Origin of the sequence: Photorhabdus sp. RM323S (genome assembly GCF_042879375.1) — a bacterium.
Classification (GTDB): Bacteria; Pseudomonadota; Gammaproteobacteria; order Enterobacterales; family Enterobacteriaceae; genus Photorhabdus; species Photorhabdus tasmaniensis.
Genome location: NZ_JBHFKZ010000001.1, coordinates 17,360 through 37,669, shown reverse-complemented (window position 1 = coordinate 37,669; position 20,310 = coordinate 17,360). Strand labels below are relative to the sequence as shown.

Sequence of the window (20,310 nt, the reverse complement as noted above, 5' to 3'; positions counted from 1 at the left end):
AGGAAATTCTATGTCCAAAAAGTATACGAAAAGTTTGGTTGCAGTGATGATGTCAGCTTTAATTTCAGGTGTCAGTTTACCCGTGTTGGCAGCTGGTAATCAGGATGCTAATCAAATTATGGTGGAAGGTCGGGCAATAAAAGGGAATATTACGGAATTTGGTGGTGCTCGCCGTATGACTCAAAATCAGACTGAGGCATTGAAAGCGGCAATTAATAATCATAAGGCCAAGAATGTTATTCTGTTTATTGGTGATGGTATGGGGGATTCTGAAATTACTATCGCCCGAAACTATGCGGAAGGCGCTGGTGGATTTTTCAAAGGGATCGATGCCTTACCATTCACTGGTCAATATACTCACTATTCTCTGGATAAAAAGACCCATAAACCCAACTATGCGACTGACTCAGCCGCTTCTGCCACTGCCTGGGCTTCCGGTATAAAAACCTATAATGGCGCACTGGGAGTTGATGTATTTGGTAAAGATCATCAAACTTTGCTTGAGCTGGCAAAAATGAATGGCAAAGCGACAGGTAACGTAACAACGGCGTCAATTCAGGATGCAACACCGGCGGCACTTTATGCACATGTGACCAGCCGTAAGTGTTATGGCCCAAAAGAGACAACTGAAAAATGCCCGACTAATGCACTGGAAAATAGTGGGCGCGGGTCTATCACCGAGCAATTGCTGATGGCTCGTGCTGATCTCACATTGGGAGGCGGTGCCAAGACTTTCGCCCAGAAATCGGTTGCTGGCGCTGGAAAGGGTAAAACGTTGGAAGAGCAGGCACGGGAACAGGGCTATCAGTTGGTAAGAGATGTTAAGTCTCTGACATCAATTACTGAAGCAAACCAGGAAAAACCGCTGTTGGGCCTGTTCCATGAAAGCAATATGGATATTGCTTGGGAAGGGCCTAAAGCGGTTTATCACGGTAATATTGATAACCCACCGGTGAGCTGTAAAGTTAACTCCAAACGGGATCCTGATGCGCCAACGTTGGCACAGATGACGCAGAAGGCAATTGATCTGCTGCAAGTGAATAAGAATGGCTTTTTCCTGCAAGTGGAGAGCGCTTCTATCGATAAGCAGGATCACAAAGCTAACCCTTGTGGGCAGATTGGGGAAACCGTCGTATTGGATCAGGCGGTGCAAGTTGGTCTGAAATATGCCCGCGAACATGGTGATACGTTGGTTATTGTTACAGCCGATCATGCCCACTCTAGCCAAATTATAGAAGCTGATGTGAAATCTCCGGGGTTAACTCAGGCATTAATTACCAAAGATGGTTCAATAATGGCGGTTAGCTACAGTGACTCTGAGGGTGAAGATCAGGAACATACTGGTACTCAGATTCGGGTTGCTGCTTATGGTCCTCAGGCCCCCAATGTTGTTGGTCTGACTGACCAGACAGACTTGCATTTCACCATACGTGATGCAATGGAGTTGAAGTAATTTTTGCCAGATGATGTGTTGAGTGGTAAAAAGTTGAGAGTAAGGTTTTTTTAAGATCCCGCCCGTTAGTCAGATTTTCTGATTAGCGGGTAGACCTGTGTACAAGTCTCATAACCCCAAATACCCTACAAATCCGATAAAACGGTTAACATCGTTATGTCAGACATTCGCCTGTATATGCTGTAAACCGGATCCATTTTAGAGAGTCTCAATATATTGAGCTATCGATTAAATAACATGTCTAAGTAGTTCATTCCCTATTTTTTATAACCAATATTGATATGCCAGATATTGGTTTGCATCGCCTGTTTTTTAGATTAAATGGTTATATTTCTATCCATATAAGTATTAATCAATAGTGAAGCATAACTATAAAAGGCTATTTGGTTAAAAAAATATGATGGGATTTATATAATTACATTATGGAATGTGATGATATCATAAGTTATTGTAAATATAACGTTGATATATTATTGGTATAAATGGAAAGTTGTGAATATTTTTTGTTAATGCTGACAGAAATTGTCACTAATTTATGAATAATACTAGTAAGCGGTAACCGTAGTTTTTTGTAAATAAAAATAATACAAATAACGATAGGAATAATTCAGATGAAATATGCCTTTATTACCGGTGCGACAGGAGATATTGGTTTCGCAATTACAGAAAAACTATCTGAGGATGGTTTTGAGCCAATATTATTATCACGCACTCCTGAACGTCTCGATAATGCAATTAGTAAGCTACGTAATAAATATGGTAATCAATTTGCAAAGAAAATAGTTTGTGATGTTTCTGATCATGAAGATGTCAGCAAAGCTTTTGATCAACTTGATTTTGAAAATAATAAGCTGTCTGTATTAGTGAATTGCGCCGGTATTTCCGGTGGTGGAATTACCGCTGAAATAAGTCCTCAAACTTGGCAAAATGTAATAAACGTTAATTTAAATGGTACTTACTTTGTCATACATGAAGTTCTGACAAGAAAGCTAATGCTATCTGGTGGAAGAATTATCAATATTGCGTCAACCGGCGGCAAGCAAGGTGTTATTTATGGCACGCCATATTCCGCCTCTAAACATGGTGTTGTCGGTCTCACCAAATCCTTGGGGCTTGAATTAGCGCGTAATGGTTCAGGCGTCACCGTGAATGCAGTTTGCCCTGGATTTGTTGAAAGTGACATGGCAGTGCGTGTCAGAGAACATTACGCCAAGATTTGGGGTACCGATAAAGAAGAAACGAAAAGAAGAGTAGAGGAACGCGTTCCTATCGGAAGATATGTTGAACCTAATGAAGTAGCTGAAATGGTTTCTTATCTCGCATCTCCGCTCGCTGGGGCTGTAACCGCCCAGGCGCTTAATGTGTGTGGTGGATTAGGTAATTACTAATCATGAGAAATATTTCTTTATCATCTGATTTTTTTGATCTTTGGATTATAAAAATCGATGATATTGATTTAGTGTCTATTGAACAGTTAGTTTATGGTTCTGATATTACTCGCCATAATCAGATCTGTTTAGCGGATAGAAGAAAAAAATTTATATTTAGAAGGGTTGCATTGCGTTATGTTTTAAATCAATATCTATCGGATTATGAAATAATAACGAATGATAACGGAAAGCCTTATATATCCACGGAGAAAGACTTCAAATACTATTTTTCACTGAGTGCCTCGGGAGATTATTGTGTCATTGGCCTTAGTTCAAGAGAAATGGGTGTTGATATTGAAGTCACGCCTTCTAAGATAAAAATCTCAGAAATTGTTGAGTATTTTATTAAGGATGAAAAACTGGAATATATGAAAGGTATCATGTTAAAACAATCATTAGGTCTCAGCCCCGGGTTTAAAAATTATTATTGTTTAATATCATTATATTATTGGGTTAGACTTGAAGCATATATTAAATTATTTTCTTCGACTTTGCATGAAGAGTTATTGGTTAATAGCGCTGTTTCTGTGAAAAATATGAGAGAGCTGGAGGAAAGCACATTGCTAATTCATAATCAGGAATTTGTTTGTGCTTTGTCTCAAAAGAAGATAATTCCCACTCCGAATATTAAGAGAAGAAACTACTCCGAAATTATAAGGAACAAAGATGGATAATATTATTGATTTAAGTGTTCCTATAGATAGCGATTTTTGGGAGCCTGAAAAAGTCACGAGGGAAATAGTCGATCATAAAGCAGGTGCCAATAAATTAGGTGAGAGTTATTTGTATTTTCATACGAATTCATGGTGGAAAAGAGTTTTTGTAAAGCTATTCAAACGTAAAAAGTGGATTATTGATCATAATGATTTCCCTGATGGTATGGGATTATCACTTATGTATTATCGACTGACAACTCATACCGGAACACATATTGATGCACCTTATCACTATGGGTGGCATAAAGGGCAAGAGCAGCCGGCAACCATTACCGATATTCCTTTAGATTGGTTTTATAGTCATGGTGTATTACTTGATTTTAGCCAAAATGATCAGTTAATTGATAAACAGGCGGTAGAAAACCAGTTAAAGGAAATCAATTATAAAATAAAAGAAAATGATATTGTTCTTATAAGTACTGGCGCTGATAAATTAATAGGCTCAAAATCCTATTTTACTCACTATAGAGCTATTGAAAGCAGTGCTGTTCAATGGTTAGTAGAGCAAGGCGTAAAGATTATTGGAACAGATGCATTCAGTTTTGATCGGCCTTTTATAGAGATGATCAACGATTATAAAAAGACAGGGAATAAAGCTTGCTTATGGCCTTCTCATTTTATCGGACGGGATCACCCTTATTTGCAAATAGAACGACTTTGCAATTTAAACAGTATCCCTAAACCTTATGGATTTAAAGTGTGTTGTTTTCCAATAAAATTAGAGAAAGCGGACGCTTCATGGAGTCGGGTTGTTGCAATATTTGATAATAATATATAACTGACTGATAAAACTGAGTGCATTGTGAATATAAAAGAAGTTTCAATGGTTAGGGCTATATAAAGCAGCGAAAGATAGATTATCTTTGCTGTGTTTTATTGTGAGCAGCTATACCAGCTCTATTGTAATAAATTTGTCATCTCCTTTCTGGATGATTTTTAAGAGTAAATTGAGCGATTAAGAAAAAGGCTGAATTATTATCTATAAAGATCGAATGGAGTTAACTTAATTTGGTTTAATCTGGAATATTCATGCCATTCTTGCATGTTTGGCAGATGATAAGTCAGTGAGAGACGCAAATTGATATGTAAAGGGAGTTATGGTTGGGCCTGGTGCTCATTCTCAAGAGTTTTGGTTAGGAGATAAAGATCAAATATATATATGACAAATATTAATTTAAAGATAATCAAAGTAGTTTGAGATAACTACTTTCAGATAGGGATTTTCTTAAGTGAAAATGGGTAAATTTTATGTGAATAAAACTTACCTGACAATAAATTTGTATTCTATTTCTATCGAGATAACTATTGTGATAATAAATAACAGAAATGAATCTCAAACACAGAGAGTGGTGGTGACAGGGTTAGGTGTTATTTCACCAACAGGTATTGGCATTAATGAATTTTGGGACAATATTCATAATGGGAAATCGGGGGTCAGTGAATATAAGTGGGGAAGAAAAAAATTCGGATTCAAAAGCGGAGCTATAGGAAAGGTTGGTGATATCGATAACAAAGAATATGTTTTGCAAAATGAGCACAAATATCTGCGGTTTGCTTTGGATGCCTCCGAGATGGCAATGCAAGATGCAAATTTAACGCCTTTAGAAATTGACGGTAAACGCTTTGGTGTTGCAATAGCAACCGCTATTGCCGATGCTGCTGGAATGGAAGAGTGTTTGCTCAGAATTACCAATGGAGGCAAAGAAGAGATCAGCCCTGATTTAATTCAACCAGAGGATTACGATAGTTTTGATTTCAGTTCTGCGGCAACCTCTGTGGCGAAAAAGTATGGTGCATCCATGTCGGTGAGTAATATATCGACGGGATGTGCGGCAGGGCTCGACGCTTTAGGCATGGCTCTTGAACATATTCGTAGTGGAAGAGCTGATGTCATGCTGGCTGGTGCGAGTGAAGCTCCGCTTTGTCCACTGTCTATTGGCTCTTTTGAGGCTTTGGGCGCACTGTCATCAAGAGAACTGGAAAATCAGCAATCGGCGACCTGTCCTTTTTCTCTTGAACGTGATGGATTTGTTATTGCTGAAGGCTGTGGAATATTAGTTTTAGAGTCTTATGAACATGCGAAGAAGCGTGGAGCACATATCTATGCTGAATTAGTAGGGTATGCATCAGTCAATAATGCTTATCATATGACGGATTTGCCCGCTGATGGATTGGCAATGGCACGATGCATTGATATGGCATTGAAAGATGCCAGGATCGCACCATCAGCAGTAAATTATATTAGTGCGCATGGAAGTTCTACAGCTCAAAATGATATTAATGAGTCAAATGCAATTAAATTTATTTTGGGAGAAAAAGCATTTGATATTCCAATTAACTCATTAAAGTCAATGACAGGTCATGCTTTAGCTGCCGCTAATGCTATAGAATCTGTTGCATTATGCCTGGAAATAGAAAGGCAATATATTCACCCAACAATTAATTATCAAACCCCGGATCCTGATTGCGATTTAGATTATATCCCTAATCAAGGTTGCGCATATCCTATTGACACCGCGTTAAAGTTGTCCAGTGGTTTTTCCGGTATTCACAGTGTTATTGTTATGAGGGCAGTTAACAATGCGTAGAAGAGTTGTTGTTACCGGTGTTGGCGCAATACATCCTGATGGCAAGGATGTGACATCCATCAAGTCAAATCTGATTCAGAAGCTCTTGGGCCAAAACTCGATAAATAATATGACCTCAAGCCCTGTAATCAGGACATTGAGTGATCCCGATGAAAAAAAATATATCAATAGTCGCTTAAAGCGTAAAATTGATGACTTTTCTATTTATGGTATCGTCGCTGTTGAGATGGCATTAAAAGAGAGTAGATTAGATTTAGACAAGATTGATCCTAATCGCGTTGGGATATATGTTGGCAATTGCTTTGGTGGATGGAAACATATTGAAGACGAAGTTAAAGCGCTCCATATTGAAGGAATACAGGGAATGGGTCCTTATGTCGCTACGGCATGGTTCCCTGCTGCACTCCAGGGGCAGTTATCACTTCTTTATGGTTTTAGTGCACAATCTAAAACATTTTCTACATCGGATGTGGCAGGGATACAAGCAATAGGTTATGCGGCTGAAGCTATTTCTAATGGTGTAGCGGAAGTTATGTTATGTGGTGCGTCAGAACATCTTTCGAGCCCATTAGTTAAAAATTTACTTGAGCAGAGATCAGCACAAAGAAACTCTGAAATATTTGGCGAAAAATTACCAGAAAATTTCTCGGAAGGGGCTGCATTTCTGGTTATAGAAGAAATGCAACATGCTTTAGAACGTGGCGCTTCGATATTGTGTGAATTAACCGGCTTTATTGATTATTTTTCACCTGATAAAAATACAAGAAGTGACACCTTGGAATATACTGCTGAACTATTCAGCCATAATGAGAATTCTGCATTTATTATGGATGGAGTATATGATGATGAAAAGGAAATAACGAGTAAAGTATTTTCAGATAAAGATATAAAAACATCTTTTGTAAATCTGAGACCTTATTTAAATAATCAATTTTCGGTCAGTGGCGTGATTGATTCAGTCCTGGCTTCGTCATTCTTATCAGAAAATAATGGAGAGCAGCAGCCTATTACAATAAATGAACTTTCAAATATTAATCAGATAGTCATTCAGCGTCTCAGTAACAAAGGTCATGTGTGTGCGTTGAGTCTTTCAGCTATTTAATCTATAAAATATTTAAATGTGCGAGTGAAATATATGAATAACAATCCAGAAGTAAAAATAAAAACTATTTTGTCGTCTTTTGTTAATGTTAATTTTGATGATTTCAATATGGATGCAGATCTTGCTCAAGCTTATGATATGGATTCTACGGAATTAGCTGACTTAGCAAAAGAAATTGGGAAAGAATTTGGTGTTTCTGTGACTAAGAGTCAATTCAGTAATTGGGAAACAGGAAGAGCTGTCCTTGATTTCGTCTCAGCAAATTTAAGTGATAAAAATTAATTGTTAATCAAAGGGAAGCAGAAATGAAGCTAATTTCTATGTTGTTACATTCAGAGCGTGATAATTTAAATAACGATTGTATTATCACTAAGGATTATCATTATACAAGAAAAGAGGTAATATTTTCTGTTTCCCATTTAATTGATAATTTACACAATAGAGGAATTCATAAAGATAATAAAGTTATCGTTATATTTGAACATGATGAATTAGGTATTTTCTTCTTGGCGGCGGCCAGTGCTATGGGATTACATTTGTTAATGCCCTATAATTTATCATCAGCGACAATCGATGAATGGATCAATTTTACTAATGAAGTTCAATACGATTTTGTTGTTTATCTTAAAAAAGATAAACATTTTGTTGAAAAATTAAAAGAAAACGGCATTAATGTTATTGATGTTTCAGATCATGAGATCAATGCTAATGATATAGAAGAAACCCCAGTTATTACCTATTCACCACAATCTATTGCTAATTTTATTGTACTTTTTACGAGTGGAAGTACGGGTAAACCGAAAGCAATTAGCATTTCAGAATCTTTAGTATGCCAACGAATTTGCACAGTAACAGAAAAATTAAAGTTTACTCAGGATGCTAAAATATTCATGTCAGGTTTATTGAATAATACTACCGGCGTGATTTTCTCTTTCGGTGCATTATTACATCAGTCAATACTTTTTATACCAGAAGACAGGAATATAGAGAAATGGCCTGCTTATATTTCACATAATAAAATTACGCATATTATGTTACGCCCAGAGTCGATGAAATTATTTGTTAAATCGGCAGAAAAACATGATATTGATCTCACTTGCTTACACGTTGTTGCTTATGGGGCTGCGGCTATGCCGCCCAGTGTACTTGAGAAAGGACGTAAATTAATAGGCTGTGAATGGATGCAGGGATACGGATTAAGTGAAACTTATGGTCCGTTCTGCTGGGTGGATGAGCAAGATCATCGTGATAAAAGATATCTCGACTCAGTTTATTGTGTTGGAAAGATTGATAATACATTGGAAGTTGCTATTAAACCCATTACGGGCTCATCTGATAATATTGGAGAAATTATACTAAGAGGTAACAGTATAATGGAAGGATATTATGATGTGATTTCAGGGAAAGTCACTCCTCCTGATGAGTGGTTTGCCACCGGTGATCTGGGTTATATCGATGATGATGATTATTTAATTTTAAAGGGACGTAAGCAAAATACATTTATGAGTGCTAACGGACATCGGATTTACCCTGAAGAAGTTGAATCTATTTTATCAAGAATACCCAATGTGAATGTTGCTACTGTTGTTGGTTTTTCTTTCCATGAAAATGGTGTTGCTATTAATCAACCTGTTGCCTGTATGAGTGGCGATATATCGAAGAAATTATTACCTGAAATTGAAAATATTCTTTCATCATTTCTGAGTGCTAAATTAAGTCAGGAAAAATGGCCTGACTGGTTCTATGTTACTGGTGAGTCTTTTCCGAAAAGCCATAACGATAAGATACTAAAATCAGAGTTAATTAAATTAATCGATCCTAATAAATTTTTTAAATTGAGGAATAAATAATGAATTATTACGAATCACATTCAATCATCTGTAATACACAGGTAGAAAAGGTATATCAGGTTATTGTCAATTCTGAAAAGTGGCCAGAAATATTTGAGCCTTGTCAGGAAGTGAAGGCTATCTTTAGAGATAAAGACAGTGAAAAAATAGAAATTAAAGCATTAATTAACGGTATCATTATGCAGTGGGTATCAGAGCGTAAATTTCATGCAGAAACATTCAGTATAAAATCAAAACTGACCAAGCCAATGACATTAGTCAAAGAGATGGAGACTTCATGGAGGGTTATTAAGATCAATTCTCAACAATGTATGCTTATGTTAGAGCATAATTATGATATTGAGCCAGAAATAACAGGATTAGTTGCTGGTGTTGAAACAACTCAGCAGGCTCATGAATTTATTAGTAAAGGAATTGATCTTAACTCAGTTAAGGAACTTAAGAATATAAAGAATATTGTAGAAATAAATGAAGGGTCGGAAAGAAAATTAAACGGAAATCTGACTCATTCAATAATATGTGAGGCACCGGCAGAGGACGTATATACTTTGGTTAAAGATGTCTCTTATTGGCCTGATATTTTCTCATTTTGTGAAGGTGCTGAGGTATTAAATAGAATAGACGATTCAGAACTTGTTGAGATTAAAGCAAGACAAAATAATAAAACAGTAAGCTGGCAAACAAAACGGTATTATTTTGATTCTATTTATAGGATTGATTATGTCCTGCTTAAACCTATGCCATTATTAAAGGCAATGAGTGGGAGATGGCAAGTTATTCCTATTAATGATCAACGTTGTCTTCTGACGGTACAGAGGAATTGGTCTTTATTAGACGATATAAGCGGGATTATTGATGATGTTGATAATCATGATCAGGCTAATTTCTTTATTATCTCATTTATTAATGACAATACTCAAATGGAGATGGATAGTATAAAGAATAAGGTGGAAAGTAATAAAAAGTCAGATTTATTGATTTTTACAACTGGATATTATATTCCTCATCAAATTGATAAAGTTTACGATGTTTTTTTAAATATCAATGATTGGAGTCAGATATTACCTCATTGTGATTCAGTGAAAATAATTCACAATGATGATAAGCACCAAGAGTTTAATATGGAGGTGTCAACGCCAAATGGAAATGAGACTTTCCGTAGCATACGATTCTGTGATAGAGATAATTTATTGATTGAATATTTTCAACCAGAGCCTCCATTAGTATTAAAATCTCATAGCGGTTCATGGCGTATATTTAGCAGAGGAAGTGGATCGTTCATTGCTTCTAATCATAGTGTTGAATTAGATCATGATTTATGTGCAATCAAGTTTGGTACAGAAGATAAATTAAGACAACAAGAAATAGTGAAGAATGCTATTTCAGAAAATAGCAAGAAAATGGTTTTTGCCTGCAAAGAGTGGTTAGACGATCGTATTTAGTAAATTAAAGGAAAATACAATGAATAATAAGAATAAACCAAATAGAATTTCGGCAGCACTTTTTTCTACTTGTGGTTATTTTATGCCAAGACTTTTTTTCTTAAACTCTCAATATGCACCTCAGGTTCATTGGGGAGATGTGGTTGAGGCATTAAGTCATTTTCAGGAGGAAAACTTAGATTTATCATCTGAAGAATTCTGGCATGAGTGGATGATTAATTGGTCAAAAGTGGGTGATAATTATATCAGCATCGCTAATTCTGCCAAAAATGAAGTCAGTTATGTTCGTGCTCTGAAGAGTGCTGCTGCTTGTTATCATTGGGCTGAATTTATGTATTTCAGTGATAAAAGTAGAAAGATCCAGCTCAGAGAGTATATTCGCTCATGTTTTTTATCCGGTATAAAATATAGTGATTTACTGGTTGAGCATCAGTATATTGTTGTTGATAAATTTCATATGCCGTTTTTCCTTATATTTCCTAAAGGGTATAAAGAAGAAGAGAATAATCCTTTACCTTGTGTTATTTTATCCAATGGATTGGATTCAATGACTGAAATTGAAATATTATCTTTGGCGGAATTTTTCTTGGAAAAAGGTATGGCGGTAGCTATATTTGATGGACCAGGGCAAGGAGTAAACCTTGGAAAATCGCCATTGGCTATTGATATGGAATTATATGTTACCTCTATACTTAAATTATTAGAAGATGATGCTAGAATTAATAGTAGCCTTCTCTGTTTCTTAGGAATTAGTTTCGGAGGTTATTTTGCTTTACGCCTTGCGCAAAAAATTGGCGATAAATTTTGCTGTATAGTTAACTTATCTGGTGGGCCTGAAATAGCAGATTTTGATAAGTTACCCAGAAGACTTAAAGCAGATTTTCAGTTTGCCTTTATGCAAGATAATCATATGCAGTCTCTTTTTGATGAAATAAAATTAGACATATCTTTAACTTGTAAAACAAAGGTTTTTACTGTTCATGGCGCATTGGATGATATATTTTCGATTGATAAAGTTAGAGAATTAGACCATTTATGGGGAGATGATCATAAATTATTATGTTATGAATCAGAAGCTCATGTTTGTTTAAATAAAATAAACGAATATATGATACAAGTTTTAGATTGGGTTAATGAACAATTCAGACTAAATGGCGGTAAGAAAAATTAATTTATTTTATACTTAGCACCTATTTTAGTTGGTGTAATTGTTTTAGACTGTTCTTATAAATGAATAGTGAACACAGACAGTGCGCAGGATCCGTATCGTACATATAATACGTAAGGATGACTCGTTTTCCTTGCCCTTTGGGTTGCTATATTAACGTGTGTTCAAAAGTTAACGCTTTTTCCTAAGTACTGTCTTGGTTCGCTGTTTATTTTTTCAATGAACGTGAAGGTAAAGCTTATTTTAGTTATGTCTTTTAGTTGCACGGCTCTTTTACTGTAAGTCATAAAATGAAATCATCTTCATAAACATTACGAAGCGAAATATCCGAATAATAAGTTCATATTTCTTCTGCTTAAATATTGACTGGCAGCATGAAGCTTGACTTTAATATTTAAGCTTTCTTATATTGTCAAACATAGTAAGTTTACTTATTGAAGGTAAATTTTATTTTTTGTATTGATTATCGCTATATATATTTTAAATGTTTACTCTATGATTCGATACTTACCTCTACCATGCTTCAATGTAATGTATCGAGCATTCACTCTTGATAGGGTAGAGTAATTATGAAAGGCGAAAATACTATTTTCGTTAATTAAGATAATTGAAAGCTATATTAAATATAAGATTTCCAGTTGATGGTTTTATAGTGAATTCTCGACATTGTTCCATTAATCAATGATGAAGAGTAAATAGTTCTATTGGATAGTTGGTTAGTAACTCAATATTATTTATTTAATAAAGATTTTTTTGTTTAATTTTTTATTAAAATGAGGAGTACGGAAATGTCAAGAACCGAAAGACTCATAGCATTATTGCAATACTTAAGACAAAGAAGATATCCTGTCAGTGGTAAGTTACTGGCGGGTGATTTAAATGTAAGTTTGCGAACCCTTTATCGAGATATTGCTTTGCTAAATAGTCAGGGTGCAAATATAGAAGGTGAACCAGGTTTAGGTTATACATTAAGACCGGGTTTTATGTTGCCTCCTTTAATGTTTACAATGGATGAAATTGATGCTTTAGTTTTAGGTAACAAATGGGTTATTGAACAAAATGATGTTGTTTTGGCTAAATCTGCTCATAGTTTTATATCCAAGATCGCGGCAGTACTTCCCGAAGAGCAGCGCGCTCAATTATACTGTTCGCCAATGTTTGTAAAAACGGAAGGTTATAGTAAAGTTACTGATAATAATTCGATATTATCTGATATTAGGAAAGCAATATATCATAAAGAAAAGATAGTGATAACTTTCTTTGATTTAAATAGTGTACGTACAGTGAAAACGACTTGTCCGTTGTCGATTTTTTTCAATAATGAATTCTTTTTGGTTTCTTGGTGTGAATTTAGTCATGAATTTATCAAGTTACAAGTAGAAAAAATAGAAAAATTAGAAGTGTCATCGGAAAAATATATACAAGATCGAATATTATTGCTAAAAAAATGGGGTGAGAAAGAAGGATTGTCTGAGAGTTATTTATCTTGATAAACGATTATTACCAAACAATTGATATGGATATTTATCTAATGCAAGCATGATTGTTATTTCTATTGAGTATCTGGTTGAAGATATATATTTATGACTTTAGTAGGCTTTGATGATTATCTGAATTTTCTGCTTTTATTTAAATTGTAAGCTTAAAAAGTTTAGTTTTTTCATCAGATTTACCGAAAGTTGATTTTTTTCCTTAAGTTCAGAAGCGAGAACGACTCTTTGGAAAGCAAGCCTTGGAGAGCCGATTGTGAGAATGTCAGGATAAATCACGATTTGGTATCTAGGGCAATTGATAAAAGAGCATTGTCTTGAAATTATGGGTATTGTTAGAATGGTACATAGAAAGTATTGAATTTTATAGCAGACTAAAATACAGTGTTTTTTTATGATTTAGGCATTGGTTTTTTAAAAAAATATAAGGTGATAACGTAGGTTAATTATATATTTGAGACCCTAATTACCCTATTTTAAGCCGGTTCAATAAAAATCATGATTTTTATTGAACCGGCTTTAGTTTATGGCTTAAGGCCTCGTATTCTCTATATAATTATTTTTACTTACATAAATAATTCAATGGAAGAAAATCTACCATTTCCATGTGTCTGGGCTGGTTCCAGAAGGTAATACACCAATGCCATAATCGCTAATGACAACAGCAACATATATATCATTGTCATAACAATCTAATTGATATTTCCTTCCTCTTTTAGTCCACTGCCAATAATCAGTTTTCCCGCTTTCAGGATAGAATTCTTGAAGAAGTGAAGCTGTTGCTGGGTATAATCCATCGATATTGAGTGCGCTCGTATTTCCAGAGTTATTCCAAACCACATCACCTGTTAAAATTTTATTGGTTATATTAACAACGAAAAAGTAATGGCTATTAACGCCAAGCATTTTACCTTTTTCTTTTTTCTCAATTTCTTTCATTTTAGGCTCCTGAACTAATGGATAAAGTTGTTGATAATCATAGAAATAACCGTAGTTTCTCTGCAATTGCTATAAATTCAATAGCCATGACGATAATTACAGTAGAAATAGATACAAAGTAAATATATTTTTATACTTCATTATGTTAACTTGGATAGGTTTCTCTTAAATAATCTATTCGTCATGACATTTTATGAATGTTCTGGGTAATTCATTGTTTATAATTTAATTATATTTATGAGCACAGATAGAAAATTATATATCAGATATTTTTATAGTAGCGTAAAAATACGGAATGTAAAGTATATCGTCATTATGTTTTATCTGAATGCCACAGGAAATTGAGCTAGTAATTTTTGGGCTAGTTGACTGAAATTGCCGGTGAGAACCTGAAAAATACTATTTCTGATGAAAATTAGTTTGTAAAAATCTGGATGGATGCAGTTTCATCTGCGGCTAACGAAACGTAACTGGATGTATTTTCGAATGAATATTCTGGAGTATGACATCAATATTATCATCGGGGTTTTATCCGGATTAATCCTCATATGTTTTTCACCGTGAGTGCTGATTTTAATAAAAAGGGGTTGTAATATATAGTAATATTTACTATATAAAATTTTGTTCGGCTTACGGAAATGAGAATTTTTGCCACAGATGATTTTTCAGTTTTCATAGAAGATAATTTATTGACTAATAAGGATATTTGTCAATCTGCCAGAGAAATAATAGGAGGATTGGTAGACGCTAATCTTGGCGGTAATCTGTTTAAAAAAAGAATCGCCAAAGACCTTCTTAATATCAGTGATAAAAATATTGAAGATAGCTTATTGTATGGTTTATTAATAGAGGTAATATGTGATGAATGATAACCGACTTATTAAAATGCAGAAAATGGCTGAACGTTTTCATAAATCTGGTACAGTATCGAATATAACCATGCGAGAAATTAATTCACTGGTTAAAGAAAATAAAGATTATTCTTCTCCTGATGTAATGACTGGTGAGCGCATAAAAAAATTCGTAAACATTATAATATAAGTCAAGGAGCTCTAGCTATTGCTATTAATATGTCTGCGAATAGCATCCAGAAATGGGAGAGAAATGAAACACACCCTACTGGTGCAGCATTGAAGCTACCCATGATTATTGAAAAAAAAGGGATTGAAGTATTAATGTGAATTCTGATTTTGGGGCTGGTGAAAGACAACTAGCCACCATATTTCTAGGGAGGGAACCTGAAATATAACTTGTTAAATTGACTGGCGATATTTCCCATAAAAAAGTATTTAGTTGAATTGTGTTTTTTCAAAATAACATAGAATTGTAATTTTAAATTAAACTCCGTAGATCAAGTGGTAATAATGTCTAAAGTGTGAGTTTTGTATTGTTTTTTTTAATAATAAAATTATTAAATAATAAAACTATCACGTAGGTAAAAGTAAGCCAATGTTCATATGTCGTATTATGAAATAGATTTTAACTAGTTTACTATTGTTATTTTTATTGTGTTGATAATATAGGATTGTAATTCTGGGTTAAATTGTGAAGTAAAGTGGTAAATGGTAACAATATTTAAAATATAAGCAGTATATTGTGCATCTTTGTGATTTTACCATAATAAAAACTTTTAGTTTTTTATTGAAATATAGTTATATATGGTATAACTTATTAGCAATTCTTATTTGGTTGTTATTGGGATATTTTATTTATTCTTAGGGGCGATAATATTTTATAAAGAAATCTTAACGTGAATAATTAATAAAGTAAGTAAAGTAATTATATAAAAGCAGATTTCTATCGTGTGTATAGAAATATGTTTTTTATTTCTAATTTTTTAATGGATTTTTTATGTTGTTAAAAAAACTTGATTGGTATTAGTCATATCATAAATTGCTTTTTTTAGGTGATGTAAATGTCGGTAATATAAATACAGATTTTCAATCTGTGTTTTTTATACTGCTGTAAGTAATTCGGCATATTTCTCATTACTGGATAGAAATAGACTATATGATACTTTTCTTGAAATGACTTGATTGTTAAAAGTAAAAACACCATTCCATTGATTTTAATAGTTATCTTTCTGGTAAAGATGTTTTTCCTATTGGTGAAATTTATTGAAAAATAACGCTGTTGATTATTATATTAACGATGGATTATGTGTAAACATTGTGGCGATTTCAGAATTCTATTTGTTTATTAAATGTTAATTATTGATGGTGAATTTGTATCTGGTGGTTTGGTTTTAACTGTTTTTTGAGCTATTGGCGTATAAGTAATTATGATTAGGTTCGATGATAAGGTTATTAAATATAAGTTCGTTATTACATTGGCCTTTGTTAAATCATAATTGTTGTATTTGTTTTTCTTTTCTTTACAAGGAATTAACAAATCTAAATATTATTTTTCCCAAAACGGTGACTCATTTTTATTTGGTTAAGTCGTTGTATTCAACATGCTGTCATTTTTTGCGGCAGGATATTTGGTTTCTACTTGCCGGATGATGAAACAACTTACTTATTATTTTAGGGGAGTAAATACCCTTTTTTCCTTATTTCTGGAGATGACTTTTGACTTCTCTTGCTTATGTTGACGCCTTTTGCGCGCTTGATCATCCTTATCGTGCAGATAGTGCTTGTGACCAACTGTTTGACGCGGCCATGCGCGAGCTGACGCGCTACCATTGTGAACACACTCCCGGTTATCACCAGTGGTTGAAGGCAAATGGTCTGGACGATCAAACATTGGAAAAAATGAGCGATTGGTCGCGTTTGCCGCCCATTTTCGCAAATTATTTTAAACGTCAGTTGTTGCTCAGTACCACCGGCCAGGATGCACTGGAATTGACCTCATCCGGGACAACAGGTCAGAAAAGCCGTATGCGTTACGATACACGCAGTATACAGGCGGCGCAGAATATGGTTGAGCGCATTTTCGAGTATTACGGCTGGAATACGCCGCAACAGCCTTGTAACTACTTGCTGTTGAGCTATGAACCTGCCGGAGCGATTACTCTGGGAACCGCCTATACCGATCAGTATCTATGTAAATACGCGCCGGTGAATCAAGCCTGTTATGCACTGCGCCACAATGGAAAAGGCAATGAGTTTGATCCGTTTGGTGTGATCCGATCCTTGCAGGAGTTTGCTGTGCAAGGGCTGCCGGTGCGTATGCTGGGCTTTCCGGCATTCCTGTGGTTTGCACTGGAACGGATGCAGGAAATGGGCCTGCCACCGATACAGTTGCATCCTGAGTCACTGGTATTTTTAGGGGGTGGCTGGAAAACACACGCCGATAAAGCAATTCCAAAATCGTTGTTGTACCAGCGTTTAGGTGAACAACTGGGGATCCCTGACGAGCGTTGCCGGGATGGTTACGGTTCGGTTGAACATCCGGTGCCTTATGTTGAGTGTCGGCATCACCATTTTCATGTGCCAACTTATGCCCGTGCCTATATTCGTGATACGGCTAATATGGCGGTTCAACCCTATGGTAAACCTGGTTTTCTGCATCTGACATCGCCTTATATCACCTCCAGCCCGGCACACAGTATCGTGGTGAGCGATTTGGCAGTGCTGCATTCAGCCGTTGAATGCGGTTGTGGGTTGGCTACTGATTGGTTTGAGTTACTGGGGCGTGCCGGTACAAGTAAAAGCCGCAGCTGCGCGATTGCGGCCTCTGAGTTGATAAAGGAGTCCTGAAATGTATTTAGTTAATGGCAAGATAATATCTGACTTGGAGCCCGCCGCTGTATTGGCCGAACTTAAAAACAGCCTTGTGGATACGCTGGCTTGCCCCCCAAGTGTACAACAAGTATTGGACTGTGCCGGGCGCTTTGCCGACAGTCTCGATACTGCCGCTTCTGAGCTTACACTGGATACAGCGACAATCGCCGCTTTACGCGGTTTTTGTCGTCGTGATTTGCTGGAAGCAAAGTTACGGCACGAGTTGGGCGAACAACCATTTTCCCTGCGTCGTTTTGACTATACACAGCCTCGTTTTGAAACCTGGCAACCTCTGGGGCTGGTAGTGCATATCACACCGGCTAATGCGCCGTTGCTGCCATTTATGGCTGTGTTGGAGAGTTTGCTGGTAGGTAATGTTAACTGGCTACGCCCCAGTAGCAGTGATCACGGCCTCAATGCACAGTTATTGGCAGAATTCCTGCGTTATGACCTGAGTGGCAAGTTGGCTCCTTATGTCTCGGTATTACCTTTACCGTCTGATCAGCTGTCAACGTTGCTGGAGTGGGCTGATGGGGTGTCAGCCTGGGGAAGTCATACCGCATTGACCGCCATCCGTAGTCAATTGCGACCGGGTTGTCGCTGGATCGACTGGGGACATCGTATCAGCTTTGCCTATCTGGATCCGCAGTCTGCCGACGATACTGATTACGACGCGTTGGCTGATGATGTTTGCCGGTTTGATCAACAAGCTTGTTCCAGCCCACAGTGTTTGTTGGTAGACAGCACTGATGAAAACGTTTTGCGGGAGGTGGCGAGTGCCGTGGCTGCTGCATTGGCACGACGGGCACCGGTATGGCCGGCCTTACTGCCTGACATACAGCAAGCGGCTGAAATCAGCAGCCAGATGGCATTTTTGCAATTAGATCACACTTTTGCTGGTCTGACGGGTTCGGTAGAAGAAGGGGATGGGTGGCGGGTCGCTTGGGTGCAACGTCAGGAACTTGCGCCATCACCATTGTATCGTACCCTGCAAATTCGCCCGGCGCCACGTGCGCGACTGGTAGAAATTTTGTTGCCGTGGCGCCCCTATTTGCAAAGTTGTGCTTTGATCGCTGAAACAAATGAACTGCCGATGTTGAGTCGCCAGTTGCTGGCCGCAGGTGTCAGCCGGGTATGTCAGGCTGGGGCGATGCACGATGGTTATGAAGGTGAGCCACATGACGGTGTTTATGCATTGACCCGACTTGCACGGCGTGTCTCAGTTAGCTTGAAAGCAGAGCAATTGCCGGGCCATGTCACACTGGATAAATTGGTGGTCAATCCTCCGGAACTGGCCGGGATCCCAGTGATGGATAAAGAAAAGTTTCAGCAAAATGGGGTAACGTCAAAAGCACAGGTGTTTTTCCGCAGCGGTGGCAGTAGCGGTACGCCGAAACTGGCGGGTTTCAGTCACAGAGATTATCACAGTCAGATGCAGGCAGCGGCGGATGGTCTGTTTTCCGCTGGTTTAGATCCGGCACAGGACCGGGTAATGAATCTGCTGTATGGCGGCAACTTATATGGTGGTCTGCTGAGTTTCTTCACTATTCTGGATAAGTTATCCGTGCCGCATTACCCGATGGGCGGCCCGGTAAACGATGATTTTAGCCAAATCAGGCATTTTATTGTCACTCAGGGGGTCAATACGCTGGTGGGGATGCCAAGCACTATATATCAGCTGTTTGAACGTGAAGAGGCTGCGTTACGTGCCTATGGTGGTGTGCGTAAAATTTTTTCTGGTGGTGAGCATATTAGTGAAGAACGGAGTCAGTTTTTATCCAGTTTTGGTATTCAGGTGATCCGCTCGGTAATTTATGGCTCCGTTGATGCCGGTCCATTGGGCCATGCTTGCGCTTGTTGCCACGATGGGGAATTCCATCTGTTATCTGATATTCAGTGGCTGGAAATATTGGCTCTGGATAGTGATCAGCCGATCCAGCCCGGCGAAACCGGTCGGTTAGTGTTCACGCCTTTGGCCCGGGAAGGGCAGCTGATTCAACGCTACGATTTGGGAGATTTGGGCTACTGGCTACCCGGTCTTTGTGCCTGCGGGTTGCCGGCACCGCGTTTTAGATTGGTAGGTCGTCATGGGACATTGATACGGGTAGGTTCTATTTTTGTGAATCCAACCGAATTGTCAGCCAGTTTGGCGTTTCCAGTGCAGTGGCTGATAGGGGATCACGCTGGTGGTGGCGAATACATCCATGTGTTAGCTGATGGTGATGTTAACCAAGTTCGCGGGCATCTTATGCAACATAGAATGCTGAATCAGGTTGTCAGTGGTGGAATGCTTCAACTGGAAATTATCCCTACGCCAGCCGGACAGTTCTGCCGTCACCCGCAAAGTGGCAAAACGCCGCTGGTGCTGGATAGCCGAACCTGAGACCCATAATATTACTTTTTGAGT

The 20,310-nt window shown here is 37.1% G+C and carries 17 protein-coding genes; 16 read left to right on the top strand and 1 reads right to left on the bottom strand.

The annotated features are described in order from the left end of the window. The first annotated feature begins 10 nt into the window (after positions 1 to 10). The 11 genes from phoA (at position 11) to ACGF7G_RS00085 (ending at position 13,239) form a co-directional block, all read left to right on the top strand. Positions 11 to 1,453 (top strand): alkaline phosphatase, encoded by a 1,443-nt coding sequence (phoA, locus tag ACGF7G_RS00135; protein WP_387462761.1) that lies wholly within the window; start codon positions 11 to 13, stop codon positions 1,451 to 1,453. Positions 1,454 to 2,064: 611 nt separating this feature from the next. After that, positions 2,065 to 2,841 carry an SDR family NAD(P)-dependent oxidoreductase gene (locus tag ACGF7G_RS00130; protein ID WP_387462760.1) on the top strand — a complete coding sequence of 259 codons (777 nt, stop codon included), beginning with the start codon at positions 2,065 to 2,067 and terminating at the stop codon, positions 2,839 to 2,841. A 2-nt stretch (positions 2,842 to 2,843) separates the two neighbouring features. Beyond that, positions 2,844 to 3,557, top strand: coding sequence for a 4'-phosphopantetheinyl transferase family protein (locus tag ACGF7G_RS00125; RefSeq protein ID WP_387462759.1), 714 nt, complete (start codon positions 2,844 to 2,846; stop codon positions 3,555 to 3,557). Beyond that, positions 3,550 to 4,377 carry a cyclase family protein gene (locus ACGF7G_RS00120; protein WP_387462758.1) on the top strand — a complete coding sequence of 276 codons (828 nt, stop codon included), beginning with the start codon at positions 3,550 to 3,552 and terminating at the stop codon, positions 4,375 to 4,377. Before ACGF7G_RS00125 ends, ACGF7G_RS00120 begins: the two co-directional genes overlap by 8 nt. A gap of 457 nt (positions 4,378 to 4,834) precedes the next feature. Then, on the top strand, positions 4,835 to 6,187 hold the full coding sequence (locus ACGF7G_RS00115; RefSeq protein ID WP_242688624.1) for a beta-ketoacyl-[acyl-carrier-protein] synthase family protein: 1,353 nt from the start codon (positions 4,835 to 4,837) through the stop codon (positions 6,185 to 6,187). Next, positions 6,180 to 7,289: a beta-ketoacyl synthase N-terminal-like domain-containing protein gene (locus ACGF7G_RS00110; RefSeq protein WP_387462756.1), complete on the top strand. Its 1,110-nt coding sequence runs from the start codon at positions 6,180 to 6,182 to the stop codon at positions 7,287 to 7,289. The genes ACGF7G_RS00115 and ACGF7G_RS00110 overlap by 8 nt, the downstream gene beginning before the upstream one ends. A gap of 33 nt (positions 7,290 to 7,322) precedes the next feature. Then, the gene (locus tag ACGF7G_RS00105) at positions 7,323 to 7,571 is read left to right on the top strand and encodes an acyl carrier protein (protein WP_133813224.1); all 249 of its coding nucleotides are present in this window, start codon (positions 7,323 to 7,325) and stop codon (positions 7,569 to 7,571) included. 23 nt (positions 7,572 to 7,594) lie between these two features. Continuing rightward, positions 7,595 to 9,139, top strand: coding sequence for an AMP-binding protein (locus tag ACGF7G_RS00100; protein WP_387462755.1), 1,545 nt, complete (start codon positions 7,595 to 7,597; stop codon positions 9,137 to 9,139). Further along, positions 9,139 to 10,581, top strand: coding sequence for an SRPBCC family protein (locus tag ACGF7G_RS00095; RefSeq protein WP_387462754.1), 1,443 nt, complete (start codon positions 9,139 to 9,141; stop codon positions 10,579 to 10,581). Before ACGF7G_RS00100 ends, ACGF7G_RS00095 begins: the two co-directional genes overlap by 1 nt. 19 nt (positions 10,582 to 10,600) lie before the next feature. Then, positions 10,601 to 11,752 (top strand): alpha/beta hydrolase family protein, encoded by a 1,152-nt coding sequence (locus ACGF7G_RS00090; protein ID WP_387462753.1) that lies wholly within the window; start codon positions 10,601 to 10,603, stop codon positions 11,750 to 11,752. Between the two features lie 785 nt (positions 11,753 to 12,537). Then, positions 12,538 to 13,239 carry a helix-turn-helix transcriptional regulator gene (locus ACGF7G_RS00085; RefSeq protein WP_387462751.1) on the top strand — a complete coding sequence of 234 codons (702 nt, stop codon included), beginning with the start codon at positions 12,538 to 12,540 and terminating at the stop codon, positions 13,237 to 13,239. A 594-nt stretch (positions 13,240 to 13,833) separates the two neighbouring features. Here the strand turns inward: ACGF7G_RS00085 and ACGF7G_RS00080 are convergent. Next, positions 13,834 to 14,178 (bottom strand): hypothetical protein, encoded by a 345-nt coding sequence (locus ACGF7G_RS00080; RefSeq protein WP_387462749.1) that lies wholly within the window; start codon positions 14,176 to 14,178, stop codon positions 13,834 to 13,836. 638 nt (positions 14,179 to 14,816) lie between these two features. Between ACGF7G_RS00080 and ACGF7G_RS00075 the strand changes: the two genes are divergently transcribed. From ACGF7G_RS00075 to ACGF7G_RS00055, 5 genes are all read left to right on the top strand, one after another. Continuing rightward, the gene (locus ACGF7G_RS00075; protein WP_387462747.1) at positions 14,817 to 15,047 is read left to right on the top strand and encodes a type II toxin-antitoxin system RelE/ParE family toxin; all 231 of its coding nucleotides are present in this window, start codon (positions 14,817 to 14,819) and stop codon (positions 15,045 to 15,047) included. Beyond that, positions 15,040 to 15,219, top strand: coding sequence for a hypothetical protein (locus tag ACGF7G_RS00070; protein ID WP_387462746.1), 180 nt, complete (start codon positions 15,040 to 15,042; stop codon positions 15,217 to 15,219). The genes ACGF7G_RS00075 and ACGF7G_RS00070 overlap by 8 nt, the downstream gene beginning before the upstream one ends. 29 nt (positions 15,220 to 15,248) lie before the next feature. Continuing rightward, positions 15,249 to 15,359 carry a hypothetical protein gene (locus ACGF7G_RS00065; RefSeq protein ID WP_387462745.1) on the top strand — a complete coding sequence of 37 codons (111 nt, stop codon included), beginning with the start codon at positions 15,249 to 15,251 and terminating at the stop codon, positions 15,357 to 15,359. 1,389 nt (positions 15,360 to 16,748) lie between these two features. Continuing rightward, entirely contained in the window at positions 16,749 to 17,879 is a 1,131-nt protein-coding gene (locus ACGF7G_RS00060) for an acyl-protein synthase (RefSeq protein ID WP_387462743.1), read from the top strand. A gap of 1 nt (position 17,880) precedes the next feature. Continuing rightward, the gene (locus ACGF7G_RS00055; protein ID WP_387462742.1) at positions 17,881 to 20,286 is read left to right on the top strand and encodes an acyl-CoA reductase; all 2,406 of its coding nucleotides are present in this window, start codon (positions 17,881 to 17,883) and stop codon (positions 20,284 to 20,286) included. Positions 20,287 to 20,310: the final 24 nt, after the last annotated feature.

Coding starts and splice junctions, on each gene's coding strand:
- phoA (WP_387462761.1), top strand. CDS start 11: ATGTCCAAAAAGTATACGAAAAGTTTGGTTGCAGTGATGATGTCAGCT.
- ACGF7G_RS00130 (WP_387462760.1), top strand. CDS start 2,065: ATGAAATATGCCTTTATTACCGGTGCGACAGGAGATATTGGTTTCGCA.
- ACGF7G_RS00125 (WP_387462759.1), top strand. CDS start 2,844: ATGAGAAATATTTCTTTATCATCTGATTTTTTTGATCTTTGGATTATA.
- ACGF7G_RS00120 (WP_387462758.1), top strand. CDS start 3,550: ATGGATAATATTATTGATTTAAGTGTTCCTATAGATAGCGATTTTTGG.
- ACGF7G_RS00115 (WP_242688624.1), top strand. CDS start 4,835: ATGGGTAAATTTTATGTGAATAAAACTTACCTGACAATAAATTTGTAT.
- ACGF7G_RS00110 (WP_387462756.1), top strand. CDS start 6,180: ATGCGTAGAAGAGTTGTTGTTACCGGTGTTGGCGCAATACATCCTGAT.
- ACGF7G_RS00105 (WP_133813224.1), top strand. CDS start 7,323: ATGAATAACAATCCAGAAGTAAAAATAAAAACTATTTTGTCGTCTTTT.
- ACGF7G_RS00100 (WP_387462755.1), top strand. CDS start 7,595: ATGAAGCTAATTTCTATGTTGTTACATTCAGAGCGTGATAATTTAAAT.
- ACGF7G_RS00095 (WP_387462754.1), top strand. CDS start 9,139: ATGAATTATTACGAATCACATTCAATCATCTGTAATACACAGGTAGAA.
- ACGF7G_RS00090 (WP_387462753.1), top strand. CDS start 10,601: ATGAATAATAAGAATAAACCAAATAGAATTTCGGCAGCACTTTTTTCT.
- ACGF7G_RS00085 (WP_387462751.1), top strand. CDS start 12,538: ATGTCAAGAACCGAAAGACTCATAGCATTATTGCAATACTTAAGACAA.
- ACGF7G_RS00080 (WP_387462749.1), bottom strand. CDS start 14,178: ATGAAAGAAATTGAGAAAAAAGAAAAAGGTAAAATGCTTGGCGTTAAT.
- ACGF7G_RS00075 (WP_387462747.1), top strand. CDS start 14,817: ATGAGAATTTTTGCCACAGATGATTTTTCAGTTTTCATAGAAGATAAT.
- ACGF7G_RS00070 (WP_387462746.1), top strand. CDS start 15,040: ATGAATGATAACCGACTTATTAAAATGCAGAAAATGGCTGAACGTTTT.
- ACGF7G_RS00065 (WP_387462745.1), top strand. CDS start 15,249: ATGTCTGCGAATAGCATCCAGAAATGGGAGAGAAATGAAACACACCCT.
- ACGF7G_RS00055 (WP_387462742.1), top strand. CDS start 17,881: ATGTATTTAGTTAATGGCAAGATAATATCTGACTTGGAGCCCGCCGCT.